Origin of the sequence: Ferrimicrobium sp. (assembly GCF_027364955.1) — a bacterium.
Taxonomy (GTDB): Bacteria; Actinomycetota; Acidimicrobiia; order Acidimicrobiales; family Acidimicrobiaceae; genus Ferrimicrobium.
This window is the reverse complement of the sequence record NZ_DAHXOI010000002.1, coordinates 129,600-146,589: the sequence shown is the minus strand read 5'-3', so window position 1 is coordinate 146,589 and position 16,990 is coordinate 129,600. Positions and strand designations below refer to the sequence as shown.

At 54.9% G+C, this 16,990-nt stretch carries 13 protein-coding genes and 1 pseudogene; 8 read left to right on the top strand and 6 right to left on the bottom strand.

The genetic code is table 11. The features are described from left to right. Positions 1 to 2 precede the first annotated feature (2 nt). The 6 genes from M7Q83_RS02440 to M7Q83_RS02415 all read left to right on the top strand — a co-directional run bounded on the left by M7Q83_RS02440 (position 3) and on the right by M7Q83_RS02415 (position 3,985). A complete protein-coding gene (locus M7Q83_RS02440; RefSeq protein ID WP_298335003.1) occupies positions 3 to 992 on the top strand; it encodes a hypothetical protein in 990 nt (329 codons plus the stop codon). Beyond that, on the top strand, positions 989 to 1,867 hold the full coding sequence (locus tag M7Q83_RS02435) for a hypothetical protein (protein ID WP_298335001.1): 879 nt from the start codon (positions 989 to 991) through the stop codon (positions 1,865 to 1,867). The genes M7Q83_RS02440 and M7Q83_RS02435 overlap by 4 nt, the downstream gene beginning before the upstream one ends. A 76-nt stretch (positions 1,868 to 1,943) precedes the next feature. Beyond that, the gene (locus M7Q83_RS02430) at positions 1,944 to 2,192 is read left to right on the top strand and encodes a hypothetical protein (protein ID WP_298334999.1); all 249 of its coding nucleotides are present in this window, start codon (positions 1,944 to 1,946) and stop codon (positions 2,190 to 2,192) included. Positions 2,193 to 2,280: 88 nt separating this feature from the next. Continuing rightward, complete coding sequence (locus tag M7Q83_RS02425; RefSeq protein WP_298334997.1) at positions 2,281 to 2,718, top strand: hypothetical protein; 438 nt, start codon at positions 2,281 to 2,283, stop codon at positions 2,716 to 2,718. A 56-nt stretch (positions 2,719 to 2,774) separates the two neighbouring features. Then, on the top strand, positions 2,775 to 3,140 hold the full coding sequence (locus M7Q83_RS02420; RefSeq protein WP_298334995.1) for a hypothetical protein: 366 nt from the start codon (positions 2,775 to 2,777) through the stop codon (positions 3,138 to 3,140). Then, the gene (locus tag M7Q83_RS02415) at positions 3,140 to 3,985 is read left to right on the top strand and encodes a hypothetical protein (protein ID WP_298334993.1); all 846 of its coding nucleotides are present in this window, start codon (positions 3,140 to 3,142) and stop codon (positions 3,983 to 3,985) included. The genes M7Q83_RS02420 and M7Q83_RS02415 overlap by 1 nt, the downstream gene beginning before the upstream one ends. Before the next feature lie 34 nt (positions 3,986 to 4,019). On the opposite strand, the gene M7Q83_RS02410 is transcribed toward M7Q83_RS02415, so the two are convergent. Then, a complete protein-coding gene (locus M7Q83_RS02410) occupies positions 4,020 to 4,175 on the bottom strand; it encodes a carbon storage regulator (RefSeq protein WP_298334991.1) in 156 nt (51 codons plus the stop codon). A gap of 526 nt (positions 4,176 to 4,701) precedes the next feature. Between M7Q83_RS02410 and M7Q83_RS02405 the strand changes: the two genes are divergently transcribed. Together M7Q83_RS02405 and M7Q83_RS02400 are read left to right on the top strand one after the other, a co-directional pair. Next, positions 4,702 to 6,141, top strand: coding sequence for a restriction endonuclease (locus M7Q83_RS02405; protein WP_298334989.1), 1,440 nt, complete (start codon positions 4,702 to 4,704; stop codon positions 6,139 to 6,141). Further along, the gene (locus M7Q83_RS02400) at positions 6,138 to 7,253 is read left to right on the top strand and encodes a DUF4238 domain-containing protein (protein ID WP_298334987.1); all 1,116 of its coding nucleotides are present in this window, start codon (positions 6,138 to 6,140) and stop codon (positions 7,251 to 7,253) included. Before M7Q83_RS02405 ends, M7Q83_RS02400 begins: the two co-directional genes overlap by 4 nt. Positions 7,254 to 8,057: 804 nt before the next feature. Here the strand turns inward: M7Q83_RS02400 and M7Q83_RS02395 are convergent. The 5 genes and pseudogenes from M7Q83_RS02395 to M7Q83_RS02375 all read right to left on the bottom strand — a co-directional run. Continuing rightward, positions 8,058 to 10,409 (bottom strand): hypothetical protein, encoded by a 2,352-nt coding sequence (locus M7Q83_RS02395; protein WP_298334985.1) that lies wholly within the window; start codon positions 10,407 to 10,409, stop codon positions 8,058 to 8,060. A gap of 616 nt (positions 10,410 to 11,025) precedes the next feature. Further along, on the bottom strand, positions 11,026 to 13,494 hold the full coding sequence (locus M7Q83_RS02390) for a hypothetical protein (RefSeq protein ID WP_298334983.1): 2,469 nt from the start codon (positions 13,492 to 13,494) through the stop codon (positions 11,026 to 11,028). Positions 13,495 to 14,721: 1,227 nt separating this feature from the next. Next, positions 14,722 to 15,219, bottom strand: a complete 498-nt coding sequence (locus M7Q83_RS02385; RefSeq protein ID WP_298334981.1) for a transposase — start codon at positions 15,217 to 15,219, stop codon at positions 14,722 to 14,724. 29 nt (positions 15,220 to 15,248) lie between these two features. Continuing rightward, positions 15,249 to 15,983, bottom strand: coding sequence for a group II intron maturase-specific domain-containing protein (locus tag M7Q83_RS02380; protein ID WP_298335163.1), 735 nt, complete (start codon positions 15,981 to 15,983; stop codon positions 15,249 to 15,251). A gap of 581 nt (positions 15,984 to 16,564) precedes the next feature. Then, positions 16,565 to 16,990: pseudogene (locus M7Q83_RS02375) on the bottom strand (reverse transcriptase domain-containing protein); the annotation flags it as partial.

Below are 16,990 nucleotides of genomic sequence, written 5' to 3'. Positions count from 1 at the left end.
CGATGATTACTGGATCCGTGGCACAAAGGTACGCCATCTACCTCTACCTTGGGGGACTGCTCGTTCTGCTTGGTGGTCTGTGGGGAGTCACCGATCTCTGGGGACAGTATCTAATCAAACGTCGCTCCACCAGGGGCGAGCTCGTTGCAAACATGACCCGCGCTAGAGCGAGATCTGCGATCGCCAGGACGACCCTTAAGGACTGGGTTCTTATTCTCGGGGTCGGAGCTGGGGCGGCAATCTTCACACATCAGCCGGTACTTACCGTTGGTTCGGCGGTGATCTTGTATCTGACCCGCGCATTCTTTGGCAGGGACCCTATGGAGGCGCGCGTGGTATCCATGGAGGCCAACATCACATGGATTCAGACGCTTTCATATCTCCTACAAACCTCCAAGACAGCATGGGAGTCGCTGATGATCTCAGCGAAGTCACTGCCATCCGACGCCGCGGCGGATCTGCGGGAGAATCTACACCTAGCCAACGTCTCGATCGGTGGCTATGTCATCCGGCTACGCGATGCACTGACCCTGTTTGCGATCAAGCGAGAGGATCCCCAGGTCGACGTGGTGGTAGCGATGGTGAATGCCAACTTCACCTCAAGCGGTGGTGACGCAGATTATGAGGTCATGGCACAGATCCAGCAGCAGCTCAAAGATGAGCTGGCCGAGCAGAACACCGCGCTCGGTGCGCGTCGAGAGATCTTCACTATCGCCAAGATCATGTTCCCTGCAGTGGTCATCATGGAGATCGCACTAGCTGCACTTATGGGAAACTTCATCATGCCCTACTACCACACCATCTCTGGCAACATCGTCCTTGTTCTGATCGAGGCGGTCACGGTCGGCCTGCTCCTTCTCTTTCGCAAGTTCTCTGCACCGCTCGCCGAGACGCGATTGATTGTCCCACAGACCTTCAGAGAGAGGCTCGGACAACAGATTGGGAACATATCTGCCCACCAGAGTGAGGATCGAAAGGAGGTCACAGAATGACTAGTCATGTCCTCATTGGGATGGCACTGTTGGTCATCGCCGTCGTGGTACTTGGAAACATGGGGATCACGTGGTTGTTCCGCAGTGACACCAAGAGTGTTGGGGTCCGCGATCTCGTCGGGCGAGTTAATCATTACCGAACTACCCTCGAGGATCCAAAGTTGCGCCAGGCGCTCGCTATTCTTGACAGAGACACGACCTACTACAACGCCAAGACCGCCAACAGTCTGGTGTTGTGCTTGGTCATCTCAGCCGCGGTCGCCTTCACGATGGCGCTCGCTGGTTTCGGGCTACTGATTCCTGGTATTGCCTTTGTGATCGGAGCTGGAGCGAGCGTACCTGTCAGTACGGTCTTGACAAAGGCAACTATCGAGGGAACGGCGAAAACCGAACGCGAAGCTTTCCGATCCGTGCTCACCATGTATCTCATGGTCTTTGGTGTTGAGCTTCGCACTCACCCTGTAGAGATTGCCCTGCGCGAGATGGAGGAGGTGACCTATTCGCCAGTCGCGTTCCGGATCACCCGCGAGATCCAGGAGCGTATCGATAGTGCTGCTGAGTCCATGAGCAGCGAGGGTGTCGCCGAGGACGCGAGCCTTGCCCAGGCGATGTTGGATCTTGGACAAGACTGGGCCATCCCCGAGCTCGAACTCATCGGTGAGACCATGCGAGGATCGCTCTTCTCTCCGGATGCTCTCTCGGACATGATCCTACAACAGGCGCGCACGATGAAGCAGTCACTCATGCGAGGATATGCCAAGAAGCTCGAAGCTCAGCGACCCAAGCTCTCGGTATTTGCCCTACTCCAGATCATGCCACTGTTGGTCTTCATCATGGTGCCTATGTTATCTGCGTTCGGGAAAGGTGGACTGTGACATAAATAGAACAGACACCTATATGTAGATGATTAGTTAGAATCCATTACGAGTATCTCTGGGAGGGAGGTGAATAATGCTTACTATCTATGTTTGGTACACGACTATTGGTGCCTGGATTGGCGAAGGGCTCCACAGGGTCATGCCAATGCGAATGCAACAATTGGTCTTTGACGAGAGTGGAGACTTAACGACCACCATCGCATGGGTCATCGGGATCATGGTGATCGCTGGCGTCGCTATCGCGCTCTACACCAACATCATCGCGCCGGGCGTGACAAGTACCACGACAAAAACCAATACCGTGATTAGCCAACTCCCTTAACCCCGAGCCAACAGTCACTAGGGCGCGTGAACCCCTACGCGCTCTAGTGGCGTTGCTCGACTTACGAGATCAAGAAAGGATCAGGCCCGTGCTGCGAACAAGACTCAGATGTATCCATGGGGGAGTCGATGACGCGCTGGGCTTGGCGATGGAGGTATTTCTCTTCACGGTGATCTTCGTCTTTGGGGGAGTCTTCATCGGGTCCGCGGGTGCGCAGGCGCTATCTGCGATTGTCGCTCACCACTTGGCAGCTATTGAGGCCTCTACGACGGCGACCTTCGCCAATTCGGAGGCCAAGTCCGAGAGCAGTACCTATCTCCTGGCGGGCTCCACTGGTATCGTCACCTCCGAGTCACAGTGCTCGCCCAATACCAACGCCTGTGTGGTCTTTGAGCCATGCTCTGCGGCTCAACCCGTCTGCACGGTTGTGGTCGAGCGTCGGGTAGTGATCCCAGTTGCTAACATGCCGATCGTCTGGAGCGCTAAGGCCGTGTCGATCTGGCAGCAGGGCGGGCGAACCTCATGATAGCGCGCTTGCAAAACACACTGAGCGACCAGAGCGGCCTCGTGTCGACGATGGAGATGACGCTTGGCATCATGTTGTCCTTTGTCCTCATCGTCGCTGCGGTACTGATGATCGTGTACGCGCTCATGGGCACCATGGTTGATGACGCAGCGCTCGTGAGTGCCAGAGCGGCAACCCAGTTCCAGTTCCCTACCCAAGCATCGCAGGCGACCACAGTGGCAAAGGAGGTGTTTGCCAAGGCGATTCCACAATCTGCACAGACCCAGTGTGCACCTCTAAGCGTGAGCGTCCCAGTGAAAGCTGGTCAGTCGTTTGTGGTCTCAAGCGTCTGTACCGTCGATCTCGGAACGTTCCTCGGCAAACACATCAGTACCACCTGGACCGCGACGGCTAGCGTCCCGGTAGAGCAGGTGGCCGAGTAATGGGTGCATTCGTCCTCTTCCCAGTCTTGTTGTTCAGCATCTTTATCACATCGGTGTTGGGCGTGTTCGATTACGTCCATGTCGCGATCCTGGTGCATGCTGCTGCACAGACCGCGGTTGCTGCGGCGGCACAGGACGTCAGCACCCTGAACACCCTGGGGAACTACCAGTTATTGAGTACACAATCAGCCGCGGACGCGACCGCGGCAAATGCTGTTGTCGCCGGCCTCCTCACGGGTAAACCCTACATAACCAACTGGTCATGCAGCGCAACGACGAACTCCTATGCGTGCAGCATCAATTTCAAGGTGCCGATGCCGATTCTCGGCTCCGTCAGCGCTACGACAAGCGCAACCGGGACCTACGCAACCAATGTGCAGACCACCAACACGAGCTCACCGTCGAGTGGACCCAATCTACCGATCTTTGCGGCAGGTACTACCACGCTCAACCCTGGGTGGCGCAAACTGTACGGGTATTCCTATGCGGCTGGTTCTGACGCGAGCCCATCGGCAGATGGTGGCTGGGTCAATGGAAACGCGAGTTACTCGTTCACGGTCCCGGCTGGCCAGTCTTCGACCATCACGTATGGCATCCCACCCGGAGGCCACCCTTGCTATGGAGAAACGAGCATCTCTGTGAACGGCGTTGTACAACCTAATGTCACCGATACCAACGGGATCAATCAAACGCCGGGTGACTCCCAACAAAACCTCTGGTCTGAGACGTTCGGTCCAGGCAGCTATACCATTGAGATCGCAGGACCCGGTGCCTCGCAGAACGTCTACGGACTGTGGGCGTCGAACTCTGCGGCTGTGGTTCCAAAGACTACGATGCCGGGCTAAACATGTCGACAGTGGCGATTCTCTTGGTTTTGGGTTAGTTGACGACCCGCGCATCGTCGCGCATGACCGCTACCTCTGGTGGGGCCACGATTCCGAGCTTCACCGAACCAGACTTTGTCTCGACGATGGTGATTTCGATGCCATCTCCGATCATGATTTTCTCGCCATCCTTGCGTGTTAGTACAAGCATCCATGCCTCCCTCTCTTGGATGCACGATACCACTGCTATTGAGTCGGGGCAAGGCAGCGCGGGTGAATGGGGTAGAAGGAGTGTTTGGAGGCTATAGCACACGACTGTTCTAGAGCGTGATCACCTTTTGCCGAGATTGGAATGCCTAGCAGCGACTTGGTCATGGCGTGACAGTTAAAATGTAAATTGGGTAAGGGAGTGTGTTATGATCGCAAAGTAGCCCTAGGGAAGCAAGCAAACCGCCTCAAGCCTGATAATAGAACCGATTCAACTCAGACGAAGGCGACTTGTAGTCTTGCTACTATAAGTTCAAACAGTCCATTTTGACCCCTCTAGGAGGGTGGCGTTCAACGGGAACAGGAGGGCACATTTGAGCGATACTGCGCAGGTGGTGTACCCTTGAGCAAGAATAGGTGGCATAATTTCGAGGAAACCTCAGGCGAGCCGAGAGCGACTAGCGGACCCTATCGCAGGTGTTAGTGTGACCATGAGGTACGAGTCCACTATTGTTAGGGACTGGGAACGGTTGAAGGTACTCGTTGACCCAAGACGGCGCGGTTTCGAATTCGAGGCTTTCATCGGTTCGCTTTTTCGCTCTGCCCACTTTGAGGTGATCCAAAATCCAAGCGTTGGAGGGAGTCGGCAAGTAGATCTCCTGGCCAAGATGGGCGGCCAGATCTACCTTGTAGAGGCGAAATGGTGGAAGAGGAAGCCAGGTCCTGCCGAGGTTCAGGGTCTTGAAGATCGGCTTCGACGTACCGCAGCAAACGTCCTTGGGCTCTTCGTGAGCTATTCGGGGTTCACCCAGGGGGCGATCGACAGGGTCCAGGGTACGCCGGAGCGCCCGATCCTACTAGTCACCGGTGATGAGTTGGAGCAAGTCGTAGGTAACGCGGAGGATTTTCCACGCATGCTCCGGAGAAAGCGTGACGCCATGGTTACGCACGCTAAGGCCATCTTTGTGTCGAATCAACGACAGGTCAACTCCCTAGAGCAGACGAATAGTCTCCCATCTAGTCCAGAGACTTTCGTGCTCAGCGATGGGACTCGATCAAGCTGGCTTTACTGCGGAGGTAGGTTTGGCCGGTTCATCTTCATGCGCGAACTCTTCGACATCGATTGGGTACCCGGAGCGGGATTCGGAGTGGTTCTTGACATCCCGCTTGAAGTGACTGACGAGCACGGTTTACTCGCACTCTTGAACAGACTGGCAACGCTTGGATGGGTCACAAGTAGTGGTCGATGGAGTATACAACAATCAGCGCACACTTGGCATGGCACCGGGGCTGATGCCTTTGCTGCGCAATTGGCAGACTGGAAGACCCGTTATAAGGGACTTCTGGACCTACATCACACCGAGGAGTTCTGTTATGCCGACAGCTATGACGAACTCGGCTTCTATACCCTAACTGGACAGCTTGCAGCATGGGATGAGCGGGTAGTGTGGCGACCTTCTTTGTCGTTTCAGCTGAATGGCGTGCCCATAGATCCGGCCCCGCTGCACCATCTTTGCGAACAGTTTGGCATTACTTCTAATCTGTATTTCCGACCCCGTGGTGAGAAATCGGTCGCACGATATCACATCGAAGGAAACCAGGGGGTCATCTTGGATGTCGTCGGATTCGTCGTAGAGCACGATGAAAACGAGGGTGACTGGGTCGTGGGGTTGATCGCGGACAACCCATTCCGTCGGACTTCTCTCGGGCAACTGGACTCCCCGGAGGGTTGGCCCAAGATGGTGGTGGACTCGGAGTTGATAATCTGCTCGCTCCGTTCACTGCACCTACTCCGAAGCCCTAAGGCGATTTACCGACTATGGAGCTACGAACTTGCATGGACCTCTGATGGACTTCTATTTAATCCCATCGCTGACTGGGACGACGATCGAGACTTCTGGGCCGTCGAGCTGCCGGCCACCTGTCCTGTCCGATTGTCACGGTCGAAGTCGATAGTGATTGATCCGTGACGACATATCTCGAACATGCCTATGAATTTCTAGGCAAGCTGCTGAGCGTAGAAAGTCCCGAGAACGCAGTTCTATACATTCTAAACTACGGCCTTCCCCGCTTCCTGAGCGAGATCAAGACCATCTCTGCCGCAACGGGAATGAGCGAGGAGGAGTTGCACGAGCTCGCTTATGAAGCGACCCTTGGCAGCGATCCGAACGCGCCGAGACGTGACGAGCAACACCTCGTTTCCCTAACGCTGCTCCGGGGGTTCCGTTTGGCAACTCCGAAGGGACTGTTGATGGGACACTACTCGACGGAGTATGGCCTCCGTCCCGACGTGGAACCACGGGGGGTCGCGAAGTTGGACAGATTTGTGAAGATCGACAGCAGGCGGACCGAGGAGGTCTGGGGCAGGGTCGAGACCGATCTTCCCGCAGCAATCGCAGCGGCTGAGGCGGGGTGCTTGTTCGAGCACCCTGAGCATGTGAACACCTTAAAGGAGGCGATCGCGCTTCACTATGCTCGGAGCTTCGATGTCAAGAATCTGGACGATAAGTTTTGGAAGCAGTCGCTGTCGGAGATAGTAGACAATCTTCGCAGCAGTCCAGGACTAGTCGACACCCTGTACCGACTGAAGACCGGGAGTGACGGCGCGCCAGCCATCTCGGAGAAAGAGATGATCATACGCAAATTCCATGACGATATAGCCAACCTCGTAGACTCCGGAGTGATGTTCCGGTACCGTGTAGTCCACCTCTTCAAGCAGGCAACCGATTTAATAGCCGATGCTGGCCTTGAGATTCTTCGCCCACCCGCCGATTCGGAGTTCCTGATCGGGGATGTTCCTGTGATTACCTCCGATCAGGCGGGCCTCCGCCAAGGCATCGAAGCAGGCATGCCGATTGGTGGCGCGAATATCGTGGTTATGCCTTTCAGCCCGACGCTGCTCGTGTCGCTCGCGAAGACGGATGCAGATCGAGTGCTTCCTGCTGCGTGGGTCGAGCGTGTCAACACTTGGCAGATCAAGGCCGCCCAGCGGGGCATATTTGCGCGCCCGGGCTCGCCGCTCCTAGCGTGGGCGGCGACTGTGCGCCCGCCCAGTCAACACACATCCGGGCCGAGGTCCTAGGCAAGTGGATGGCCTACCTCGTGAGAGAGTCGTTGTTGAAATATGGATCAGTGTTTACACATCGAGACGTTCTGGATTGCTGATAGTTTTCGTTGGAGTGATCCGTTCGAACGACCTCGCGAGCCTATAGGGCCTTGTCGTATCGGATTAGATTGAAGGCTCGCCATAGGAAGCGAACACCTGGGATGCAGTTTGGTCCCTGCTAGGGCCGATCCGATATTGTTCCGTTCCTTAAGCAGCGTAGGGCTGTTGATCTAGGAATGCTTCCTTCGGTCTTGATTCCTGACTGTCAATCACCTATGGTGAGATTTCCCGTGATCAAGTGGGTCTGCAGAGGTTATGGGGCTTTGGCAAAATTACATGGATTGAGGACAGGTCGCGGCACGCGGGTTCGACTCCCGCCACCTCCACCAAGATAAGTGATTAACGGCTAAAGGACGGTGACGATGAAAGCGAGAGGCCAAGTTAAAGCGGCGCGATATCCGGTTCCTGGTCATGGCACCGATCATCATTCAACGTGCGAACTCAACGCTGAACTACTCACGGTGCAGGAGCCTCGCGCGACAGAAAAGGGTCGTTGGCGCAAGGACGAGACTGCCGACTTATCTTCGTAAGTCAGAAGTAGACCCCCAATTTATAAGTAGCACCCCAACCTAATAGGTAGGGTGGGACTCACACCGAAGGCGGCGTCGAGTTGACAGGTGGAGGCATAGTGATAGTGGAGCGCTACTAAAGTAGTCGCAACTAGTGCAATCAATATTGCGGAGATAATGACCATGCGCAGTCGACGATGGCGAGACGTAGTCATGATTGAACACACAAAGTCGGCTCGGCTTGACAGAAGAGATAGCGAGCACCCAGTCCGGTGACGGCAGTAAGCAGTCTGCCCGAGGTCATTTCGATCAACCCAACCAGTTGCCCGGCCGCTGGTCCAGTCGCCGCGAATACGAATCCTCCTTCGAGGGAGGGCATAGTGCTGGAAGTGACGCTGGGTGCCGAAATTCGGAATGCTACAATGCCACTGTGCCCGTCCGAGGACAGTGCGATGCTATTAGTGATAGTCCCCTGCACCGTGACAAGATGCGTACCATTGCCTTCGTAGGCAATAGTCACGTCACGAGAGGTGGCGGACGGCAGTGCGAAGCTCACCGGTCCTTGCCCCACCGGAAGCCGAGCCGTCATCACCGAGAACTGGATTGGGCCCAGATAGGCGGGCGTGGAGATCGCGGCAGTACCCGACGCTGCCAGATGGAGCTCGTTGAGCTGGGTTACGTTGCCTACTCCTACAATATCGTTAACCACTTGAGACGCTGGATCTAAAGTGTACGTCGCGCCACTGCCTTGGTCTTGTCCAATTACCGCTGTAGCAGTAAGACGACTGTTAAGCACTTGATAGAGGCTTCGAGGCACGACTAATTGATAGAGGGGTGCCACGGAGGTGGAGCCTGTTTGTCGCAGCTCATCGAGCGGCGCATAGGAATGAACCATATCCCCCGTGCCGATAGATTCTCCTAATCCAATCAAATTTTGAGTGTCGGCTACGAGGCCAACTGCTTGATCGATGGTATCAACCACTCCTCCTGCGACCTCACCCACAAACGGTATTAGTGGCAAGCTGTAGCTAAATGCAGCACCGGAGAATATCCCCATCAAAGAAGCGTTATTAAAGAACGCCGGAAACAGCACAGGCAAAAGATAAGAGATGTGGTCAAGAACCGAGAGAGTGGTGACCAGCGACGTCTTTAGAAAGCTAAGCGTACTTAGTGGTTGACCACTTATCAAGGAAGAATCAATAGCACTCACGTAATTGCCTTGTCCAAGAAAACCGTCCACTACTGCCGACAACGCAGACGCCCCTGCTGCCTGCGGTCGCAGAGCCCACTCGCTTTCTGCTCGCTTGCTATCAGTCGTCAGATCCGACTCCTCAACGGTCACCATCTGAGATGCCTCTGCCTTCGTCTCTTTCCCCATAGACGCAAAAACAGAAGATTCCGACAACGATGGAGATAGTGTTAAATCGCCAGCTAGGTTCGTGCCGGCGTCAGCCTCGCTAGCCTCCAATTTGGCGACACTACTTTCTGATTGGGATACCTCCGTGCTGGTCTCTACGCTAGCAGTAGCTTCGTCGGCGGTGTCGCTCTGGCTTATATTGCTAATGACCTGATCAAGAACGATCTGCGCGATAGGTACCACGACTTGTGAGATCATGGTGATCCCAAGACTGACTTCACCAGCTAATATTTCCTGGAACCCGAGCAGCGTGTTGGGGGCCGTAACCCGAGGTCCCAACGCGCCGACGACGGTGAGACCACCCTTTTCTAGTCCTGATGATCGTGAGACATAAGCTTGTACCGTCGATGACTGGGAAGTAAGGGTGAGCTGGCTCAGTAATGCGGAAGAGACGGCATCATTGGTGCAGGCGGATGGTTGTATCCAGTCGTTTTGGCTTGGATCAGGAACGTTCGCGGCTTGTTGACAGATATTGTCGTTGAGCACGGGCGATGCTATCGTTTGGACTGCCGTAGCCACCGCACCACTAATAGTGAACGGCGCGTTTACCGCTGGCGGCAGTATAGCAACTGGATTTGCAACACCACCAGGAGACTGTAAGTCGGTTGTCTTATAGACAAGCTGCCATGATTGCGACCAATTGGTCATATCCAGATACTGATGCATGGAAGGCAATGGAGCCTCGAGACAGGTAGCTTGGGCAATGGCATGATTTTGACAGGCGGTTTGGCCGTATTGGTCCAACAAAGGCACTAAAGAGTCGAGAGCTTCACTGGCGATTGGCGGTACTGTAGCAGTGGTTGGTGTTGTGGTGCCACTCGTTAGTTGTGGCCGCTCCTGAATAGTGGGCAAGGCAAAGATTTGTTCGAGACGTTGCTGCACCTCACTGTCGGTCTGTTCGAGAGCGGTATGGGCGGCGGGACTTAGGTTAGATAGATAGCGAGGATCGCTATCTGCCTCGGATGCCAACAAGGATACCAAGACTGGGAAACTCGGGCTTTCCATGGCGGCCATCTCAATAGATGCTGACAGGATAGGAGACGACGAGGGAAACGCCGAAAGCTCAACTAAAGCCTCGGCAGTACTGGTATAGTTCACAGTCTGAGGAATATTGCGCAGAACGGTGGAGACGGGAATGATAGCCATCCCACCCGGAGCGCCTGAGCGGTTCCAGGCAATGACGAGGCCGGTAGCGTCCATTCGAGCCGTTATGGATGTGGGCAGTTTGCCGTCGACGCTGTGGTAACCGGCGAAGGTGACGGATTTTACCACTTGTCCCCGGAGTGCGACATGCATCTGGATTGTTCGTGTCGTGGGGACCCACGCTTGTTGAGCGGCGCGAGCACCAGTCACTACCACGGTAGAAGCAAGCATGCTGAGCACCACCACAACAGCCAATGTTCGAAAACCAATAGAAAATTGCTTCTTGCGAGAGAGCGTAGCGCTCATGGACGTATCCCATGTACGGGAATCACAACAGGTGGAATGGATGCCGCACCAATACCCGTCATTAGGGCAACGGCAGAAATGCCCACCGTAAGCAGCAACCAGGCTAATGTCGCCCAGGGGTGACGGCGAATGACACCGACTTTGAGTTGCCTGTTCGTTAGGTCGACTGGCTCGATCGGATCATGCGGGGCCTCCTGGTTTGTTGGTGTTAATCCAGGATTGCCCTGTCCGCAAACGTGACAGAAGTTTGCCTCGCGAGGATTGAATGCGCCACAAAATAGGCAAGTGACGTCATCGGGCGCGGCTGGGGATGTCATTGAAAGCTCTGGAAGGTAACCTTTGGCGTCTCGTGAGGCGTTAGAGTGACCGAGGCAGTAGTCATAGCTGAAATATCGGTGTCCTGGTTGCTCTGTGTCCCAAAAAACGAAGAGTAATCGTAGCTGCAATTCACCTCTATGACGTCGTACTGAGCGTCAACATTTACGAGAGATTTTCCATGCAAGGAGAGCGCGACGTTACGAAGCGACGGCATAGCCGACACAGTCCACCGTATATGACTGATGGGCTGATAAAAGCTAGCGTAGGGATCGTTGAATGGGCAACCAGGAGGAGTGACCGAGGTGGAGCTGAGGCACCGTTTGAGAGCGTTGTCGATGCTAGAGATAACAGTGTGCCGACCAACGGGAGTGAGTTGCTGTCTGACACCCAACAGAGTGCTAGCACCTGGAGTTAATACCGACGATCCACTGTGGGTTAATTGAGTCGACACGTAAGGGTCGGAATCCGGGGGCGTCGTCTTGATGGGCGATCCGGGGAAGACTAGGATTGTGCCCCCTTTCGAGGGGGTCTTTATACCGTCCACGAACACCCCGCCAGATGGCGTACCTAGTCGGACGACAGGAGTGGCCACTATCCAATGGGAGAAAAATAGATCTTGTGAGCCTGATCTGTAGAGTGTCAGGTCGTCGTGCAGTACCGGAGTAGTCCCTACCCAATACGAAACCGGAACAGTGGCGGTCGAGCCTTGGATTGAGGCGGTACCTACGACGATATGGCTGATTGGCGAAGCAGCGTCTTGTCGGCGGAGTACAGTAGAGGTCAACCACGGCCCCGCCCAATGACCACCGCCCCGTGACAACGCACCGGAGGCGTTACCAGTAGCAATATCGCTTAGATAGCTTTTGGCTACTGAGCTAGGAGTAAAAGCAGATCCCATAACGTTAATGACAATTACTGCGGCTACCGCCATTACTGCGAGGCTGACCGTCGCAACAACCCCGATCCACCATCGCTTGGTCATCCTAAATGTTTTGGCTAGTTGCTTCGGATGAAGCGACATAAGACCGGATGCGTTAATTCTGTCGCTTAGCACCGATGAGTGCCGTTCATCCGTTCCGGGGGCGCCGAACGATACCCCTGTATTAAGCGAGTTGGTAGAACCGAGAATCTGCTCCCAACTGGGGTCGATTGTACCTTTGTGGAAGAGTACCACAAAGGCGATCGGCTTGGGCAAACGAGCACCGAGCAGCCGAGTTAAGTAGAAGCCAACAAGCGGGATAAGTGCCCCGATTGTTGCCCCACCTATTATAGCAACTGCCCAGTTAACTCCGATGGAGCCGTATATTTGTCCCGAAAACATACTGACGTTCCCGCTGCCTCCTATGAGAATCAGCGTTAGGAAGCTGGTGAGCCACCCACCGACTGCACCTAGCAACGCGGTTCGCCAGCAGTGTGCCCACGCTGGTTTTGGCTGAGCGGGGTATCTAGTCGTGATCTTGATTCCTCCCACAATCAACGCCGTAAGAGGTATGAGCACAATCAGCCATGCCGCGACGGGCCAGGACCCGTAGGTAAGCCCCACGCTCTGGCTGGTGGCTCCACCAACCGAGCCGAGCAATCCTAGCGAGCCCGAAACAGAGACAGGTATGCCGAAGCTCACCATGAATACCCAGAGAAGAATAAAAGGAAGTTCGGTCAATGTAGTGAGCCACACCTGAGCCGATGAGGGTAACACCAGAAGAGTAATGATAAGTGTCAGTGCGGACAGGACTACGCCAACCGTAGCGAACCAGGCAAAACCTATAGCACCCGGCGTCCATAGAGCAACGTGGTGGCGAAGCCTTTCGGGAATGACCTCGGTTTTCCAGGCGGTGACGATTTTGGTCACTGCGGCCACTATGCCCGTGAAAAAGAAGACTCCAAGGAAAGCCGAAACAATGTTCATATGGACGTCAGCGTTGATGTTTAGTCCACCCACAACAAAGTCCGCGTACGCCGAAGTGATTAAAGAAATCACTATCGTTACAACGCCTGCACCGAGTCCAGTTGCGGTGGCATAAAGTAACATCTGGTGCCAGTCTTTCGACGGGTGTAGTCGCTCGGTGCGCCTAGCGAGCACAGCTATTGCGCTCATAGCAAGTACGAACGGCAAACCGAGTTGGATGTAAGCACTTAGACTAGCATTAAATTCACTCCCGCTACCGGCGGCGGCGATCAAATGTCCCCGAAAGGTCAGTCCGGTTAGCCATCCAGCAATTCGGAGAACGCCCGCATTCCCAAGACCGCTCCCGTGAATTACACCGACGACTGCCACTGACACAACAACGAGGAAGACGTAGAGACCGAGCACCATCATCGCTCCGTCGCGTATAGAGTAGCGGACCGAAGGGGCGAATCGCGAGAGTTGGTAGGCCAGGGAGTTGGGGCGAGACTCGGTGGCGACCTGGCTTGAGTCTTGATTGGGGGTAGACGCCAAACAGCTGTCGCAGAGGGTGCTCCCCATTGGAACTGACGCTCGACAGCCGGTACAAAAACCTGTCAACTGACCACAACTAGGACAGCTAACCGACTCTGCCGGCATACGTGCCCCACACATATCACAAATCATTAGCGGTCCTCTCTCTAGGTATGGACGATCCGCATGGCGACCATTAGTATAATAGGCTCTCCTGACATTTATGTGGATAGATTTCACCAGGATCTGAGCCGTAGTCCTAGTTCAAACGCTCAAGAGGACATCAGAACCGGGGTTGCAAGACTGCTTCCGGATAAGTCTGGCAGGTTGTCTCGTTCTGGTCAGGCGGTGTCCGGCGTAGAGGTGGCATGAGCGTAGTACTGGCTTTCATATCGAACCGAGGAACCAGTCGTGTAGTTGTCCCTGGTAAACCCAGGGAACCCGAGTACGCCGAGGCCAGAAAGCCGAAGGCGAGAGTACTCAGATGCTACGCGCTGGGGCGGACTGGGGTGTATTAGTGATGAAGGTCTTGTAATGAGAGTCGAGCAAAGGCCCCAGGCGAACGGGCTGTGATGAACTAGCCAACCTAGCAATGGTGATGAGCCAACACAGAACAGCTGCGAGCAGGAAGCCGGATGAATTGAGAGGTTCACGTCCGGTTTGACGGGAGCGGGGAGGGGCAGTTCCTCCCCGCCACCCTACTTTAGCAACTGTGCTGTCCTCCTAAATATATATGCTCCAGAGTGTGTCCAGTCTGCCTGGGAACTATGCCTTACGGATGATCAGACTCCGATCGACGCCTGCGTATTTGACGCGAATGGCACAGAGTCCAAGGAGACGGTGCCAGTTATCTACTATTGTTCCTAGTCATCTTTGTAGGGTACGGCTGGCCATAGTTCTATCCCGATGCCGCTTGGCATGGCCAGTAGTAAACCATCTAGGACGGTGATGGAGAATCCCTCCACTGAGTTCAAGCCAAATCGTCTGCTAGAATGGCAGTTCAAGGGTAATGGGAAGTCCTGGGAGATTAAACCTCACACGATTGTGAAGCATAAAATCCTTGGGGCATAGCTCCATCGGTGGTACGCGAAACTAGCTCCTCGCTTTGACTGTCTCACGTATCTGGATGGTTTTGGGCTCTCCTGACATTCATGTGGATGAAAATGCCGTCTCGTAGGGCAGCTTCAAGTCAATCGGTCCACAAGCTAGCATCACTAGTGCCAGGGTAGCCTTGGCAGAGTGGAACCCATAGGAGCGAGCGATGATGGAGCGGACTCATGCGTTAGAGTCCCTCAACCCTCCCGTTGGACCCCCAAGTCTGATGGAGGCAAGAATCCCGTCTCGATGAGTTCGGATGGTCTTTGAGAGGCGAACGAAGCTTTGCAATCTCGAACGTGAGGCCCGCTTGCACCAGTGATCAAGCATCTCATTCACCTCGCCGATTTCGAGGTCTCCAGCAAAGATTGCCCGTAGGGACTCCTTCATCTCATAGGCTCGCCATAAGGCTCCCCCGCGGCGTTTGATGGCCGCGAGAGCTGTTCCTTGGCGTTTGGTCAGGGTTCCTGGATTCTTCAACAGAGCCCACCGTGCTCCAGCAAACTTACGGGCATAGACTGGTGAGGGAAGCTTCCTCATCTCCCGCCAGAGGTCTTTGCGTACGTCTTCGAGGGCCTCGGTTCCCAAGTAGGGTCGGACCAGAACGCCCTGCCAACGTTTCCGCTGGTGGGTTTCTCTGGTCCGCCCTCCGAACCGGACTTGCGACTTCCACCGCATCCGGCTCTCCCCGAACCTATGCCATCTGGCTAAGATGCCTTCTCATCTGTCCCCACCCACGGTGAAGGGATTGCCGCACCACGGTAGCGGTAGCGGGTCACTTTGACTGCTCTGCAGTCAAAGAGTACTTCACCGTCTTGCTCGGGCATCCAGGCGTTGGCCAGGTAATGCCGTCGCAGCCACCCCCAGTTCGCACGGCGATATTTCCGTCGTAGCCAGTGCACTACCCGCAACCAGGTGTACTGGTGCAGATAGGCGAAGCTATCTTTGGATACGCTATGCCGGAAGTAGTTTGTCCAGCCCCTCAGAACACCATTAATCTGGGCTAAGAGACTAGAGAGCGGGTTATTCGTTCCCTGTTTGGTAATCGCCTTCACCTTGGCCTTTATCGAGGAGAGCGACTTCTTCGATGGCCAGGTGTAGACGTATGCCTTGTTTGATCCTCTCTTGGTCTGTCGCTGGATGCGAAAGCCAAGGAAGTCAAACCCCTCGTCAATGTGGACGGTCATCGTCTTCTCCGGTGATAGGCGTAGACCTACCTTGGAGAGTACCACTGCAACCTCGGCTCGCAAGGCCTCGGTATGTTCCTCAGTTCCATGCACCATTACAACAAAGTCATCCGCGTACCGAATGAGTCGGTATGTGGCTTGCTTGTGCGTCCGGCGCGTGGCTCGTTGAGAACGAGTTCCCATATCGCGCTCCCAGACTTCGGCGAAGTGTTCGTCGAGTACCGAGAGTGCGATATTGGCAAGTAGTGGTGACAGAATCCCGCCTTATGAGAAGTAGACGATTATGCGAAGTTGACACCCAGACTCGCAGGTCAGATTGGCATCCAGGTCTTATGTACTTCGCATAACGTCACCATGGGCCAAAGTGGAGTGGAGGATCTTCACGATCCCGCTAACCCATTGAGGAGGTACCTAGTTCATGTCTGAATCATTTTTCCAATTGACCACTGCCTTAGAACAGGAGCTACATCGGCTGCACTACGCCGAGGGGACGATCAGTTACTATCGGCGCATGTGGAGCCGTACTGCTGCGTTTCTGGAGGCCGAGCACGCCCCAGACCTCACTGAGGAGTTAGGTGTAGGGTTTTTAGACCAACAATATGATTTCTTGTCTCGTCAGGAGACCGGAACGTTGAGAGACATCCGAACACACCACCCCGAGACTGCCCGATTAGACCGGCGTTGCTGACCTCTTCAATGGCCTGCAAGTCCTCAACAAAGTGACGACGCATTATGCGAAGCTACTGCGCCCATGGATACACCTTGACATGGGAGTATGTCCGTCAACTTCGCATAATCGTCTACTTCTCATAAGGATCCTTATGCGAAGCTTCGCATAACCCGCCCTGAGGCGTGCCGCTCTTGGTCTCTCTTGTTAGGCCCTCCTCAGAGAGGATGCCGCTATGCAGGAGTGCCTTCACCGTCCCCAAGACGCGTTTATCTCCAACTCGATGACGGACTCGATCCATTAGGGCCGAGTGGTCAATCTCGTCAAAGCACGCCGTGATGTCACCTTCTAATACCCAGGTATATCCCTGACTAGCGAACATGTGAATCTCAGCGATTGCATCGTGTGGTCGGCGACGAGGACGGAACCCATAGCTTGCAGGCTTAAAGTCCGCCTCGAAGATCGGCTCAAGGACCAGTTTCAGACTGGCTTGCACAATTCGGTCCCGAGCAGTTGGAATGCCTAGGCGGCGGAGTTTACCCGACGCTTTGGGTATCATTCGTTCCCGCACGGGTAGAGGTACGAACCTGCCAGC

Coding starts and splice junctions, on each gene's coding strand:
- M7Q83_RS02440 (WP_298335003.1), top strand. CDS start 3: ATGATTACTGGATCCGTGGCACAAAGGTACGCCATCTACCTCTACCTT.
- M7Q83_RS02435 (WP_298335001.1), top strand. CDS start 989: ATGACTAGTCATGTCCTCATTGGGATGGCACTGTTGGTCATCGCCGTC.
- M7Q83_RS02430 (WP_298334999.1), top strand. CDS start 1,944: ATGCTTACTATCTATGTTTGGTACACGACTATTGGTGCCTGGATTGGC.
- M7Q83_RS02420 (WP_298334995.1), top strand. CDS start 2,775: ATGACGCTTGGCATCATGTTGTCCTTTGTCCTCATCGTCGCTGCGGTA.
- M7Q83_RS02415 (WP_298334993.1), top strand. CDS start 3,140: ATGGGTGCATTCGTCCTCTTCCCAGTCTTGTTGTTCAGCATCTTTATC.
- M7Q83_RS02410 (WP_298334991.1), bottom strand. CDS start 4,175: ATGCTTGTACTAACACGCAAGGATGGCGAGAAAATCATGATCGGAGAT.
- M7Q83_RS02395 (WP_298334985.1), bottom strand. CDS start 10,409: ATGGCTATCATTCCCGTCTCCACCGTTCTGCGCAATATTCCTCAGACT.
- M7Q83_RS02390 (WP_298334983.1), bottom strand. CDS start 13,494: ATGGGGAGCACCCTCTGCGACAGCTGTTTGGCGTCTACCCCCAATCAA.
- M7Q83_RS02385 (WP_298334981.1), bottom strand. CDS start 15,219: ATGCGGTGGAAGTCGCAAGTCCGGTTCGGAGGGCGGACCAGAGAAACC.